Raw genomic sequence first — 2,404 nt, 5'->3', positions numbered from 1 at the left:
GGATCGAGCTGCACCTGATGCCCGGATACAGCCCCGAGCTCAACCCCGACGAGCTGCTGAACGCCGATCTGAAACACCACGTCCACGCCGCCCGCGCCACCTCCGTCGACGACCTCGCCCGCGAGACCCGGCGCTTCCTGCACCGCAGGCAGCGCCAACCCCGCATCGTCTGCGGCTACTTCAGAGCCCGCCACGTCCGCTACACGATCGAGTAGGAAACCCACCAGTTTCGGCTCAATAGGTGGGAGCCCGTACACCACTTCCCAGGACGCAACCCGGTGCCCGTCCCTCCCCAACACACTTGATGGCTCTTCGTAGGGTCATCGCTCAACTGGCCTTCGGCCCGTACGAGGCTGGAGCACGCGCCCCAGGGCCGTTGCTGCTTCCCCGACAGGAGGTCAGCACAGCCGCTGCGGTCCCGACCCTGCTCAGTCGACCGAGCTGGCGGCTTTGGGAAGGATCAGGGCACGGACGGGCGGCGGCAGCACCCCCGGCATCTCCAGGACGTGCCACTGACAGTCGGGCACCAAACCGTCGATCACTTCGAACATCGTACGCTGGAACAGCAACGTCAGCGCCGAGAGAGCACCTTTCAACGGTGACCAACGGCGGTCGCGCAGGGTCTCGATGCCGGACAGCCCGGACAGCATCTGCCTGCCGTGCAGCCACTCCTCGACGGCCTCCCCGAGCTGTCCAGCATCCAACTCGCCTTCCACCCGCTCACACAGGTCCAGAGCCCATTCGCGCACTTGCAGGGCAGTCTTCCAGCCGGCGGCCAGGTCTTCCAGCGACGCCGTGTCGGCCACGTTATGCAACAGGTCGCGGGCGTCGCCGTCAGGAATGACGGTCAGCGTACCGTCGTTTGCCAGCACCCTGGCCGCAGCATCCGGGACGTCCTGCTGGGTGGTCTCGACGAGCGAGGCGATCGGGTGAGCGGCCATGCCCGGATGCAACGCGCGCAGCAGGTCCCCGATCTCCTGCAGGGAGAGGGAGCCGCCGAGCGTCGCGGTCACGGCGGACAGCGCAGCGTCCTGCGGCGTCAGCGTGGACGGTCCGGCGTTCTTGTCCAGCTCGGCCAGCGCTGCGGGAGGTTCGCCCAGGGCGCGGGCGATGCACTCGTCGATACGACGGGCTCGAGCGGGGACAAGGGTGACCACCTGGCCGGTCTCGGCGAGGCAGTCGGCGAGGTGGTCCAGGCGCCTGTCCAGGTCCAGGTTGTCGCTCGAGTCGTCGTCCTCGTCAGGAAGGGCGACGGTGTCCACGGCAGTGCGGAAAGCGGCCCGCACCGTCGCCTCGGGAACCGGGAGACCGTCTGCGAACAGCAGCAGGGCCAGGTCCGCCGGCCTCTTGCCCCGGCCGGCACGCCTCCCGAGAGCCAGGACCAGGTCGAAGCTCTCGGGAGGCGGCGAGGAAGTGCTGCCCCTGCCACGGCCAAGACCTCCGCCGGGGACGTTGCCCGGTAGCAGTCCGGCACGCCGCCAGCCCGCCAGTTGCTTCGCGGTGACGGTGAGGCCATGACGCGCCGCGTGATCAATGAGCTGCTGGTCGGCCGCGCTGGGACCGTTACTGGAAGACATGGCGCGAAGGTATCGGCGCCCGCATCGGCTACGGACCGGTTTTTAGAGACCCCCCACCTTCGTCCGGTCAGTTTGGCGCCTGTCCTCTGAAATGGCAGAGGAGTGGCAACCGGATAGCGTACCAACGACATTGCGGATCAGCCACGTTGGAAGTCACCTGACCGCTGCACCATGCAGCGCGCCCGGCCGTGGGCGCTGCTGTTGCGCGCCCGATCCGCAAAGGAACTCACCTCGTATGACCACCGACACGGACGACCTTCGTCGTCAGGACCGCGACCACCAGGAGCTGCGCCTGGTGGTGCTTCTCCTCGCCCTGGTGATGGGGCTGCTGATCACCGGTGCAGCTGTCTACCTCGTCCGCGAGTATCCGAGTCTCGCGCAGCCCCTGGGTGTAGGCGCCGCCGTCATGAGCGCGCTCGCCGCCATCGTCGGCGTCGTCGCCCTCGTCATACGGCGATGACGCGGGGCAGGGGCTTCGACTGTCGCCTCCGCCACGGCTCGTCGCACTGGTGCAGCATCTCCTCCGTCACCGTCGCCAACCACCGTCTCCAACTCGCCTGTTCGGACCGTCCTTCTTCACCAAGTTCCTGTACTTCGCAGGCAAGACGGTGCCACCTGCGAGCGGCCCCGAGCCACTCATTCTTGACCGCCTCCTGGCCCGGCGTCTGCGGTCCTTGGCCGCTGTGGCCGGCCGGGAGACGGGTCACGACCCCGACGGATCGGTCGCTGCCTGGGTATGGAGGGACCGGGACTGGTCGCCCCACCGCTACGAGGTCTACCTCTCCTTCCTGCACKCAGCCGCCGCGCAGGTGGCGGCAACGGACGGC

General features: G+C 68.2%; 4 protein-coding genes. 3 read left to right on the top strand and 1 reads right to left on the bottom strand.

From position 1 onward, the window contains the following. A partial coding sequence (locus tag DIZ27_RS45005) for a transposase (protein ID WP_181383869.1) occupies nucleotides 1-215 on the top strand: 215 nt, incomplete at its 5' end. Between the two features lie 213 nt (nucleotides 216-428). Here DIZ27_RS45005 and DIZ27_RS45000 read toward each other — a convergent pair. Further along, on the bottom strand, nucleotides 429-1,577 hold the full coding sequence (locus DIZ27_RS45000; RefSeq protein ID WP_109383992.1) for a hypothetical protein: 1,149 nt from the start codon (nucleotides 1,575-1,577) through the stop codon (nucleotides 429-431). A gap of 235 nt (nucleotides 1,578-1,812) precedes the next feature. Between DIZ27_RS45000 and DIZ27_RS44995 the strand changes: the two genes are divergently transcribed. Beyond that, on the top strand, nucleotides 1,813-2,037 hold the full coding sequence (locus DIZ27_RS44995; protein ID WP_109383991.1) for a hypothetical protein: 225 nt from the start codon (nucleotides 1,813-1,815) through the stop codon (nucleotides 2,035-2,037). A gap of 49 nt (nucleotides 2,038-2,086) precedes the next feature. After that, nucleotides 2,087-2,404: hypothetical protein (locus tag DIZ27_RS49185; protein ID WP_375232096.1), on the top strand; the 318-nt coding region annotated here is incomplete at its 3' end.

Source organism: Streptomyces sp. NWU339, from assembly GCF_003143855.1.
GTDB lineage: Bacteria > Actinomycetota > Actinomycetes > Streptomycetales > Streptomycetaceae > Streptomyces.
Note: the sequence above shows the minus strand (reverse complement) of the source record. Positions and strands in the feature narration are given on the sequence as shown.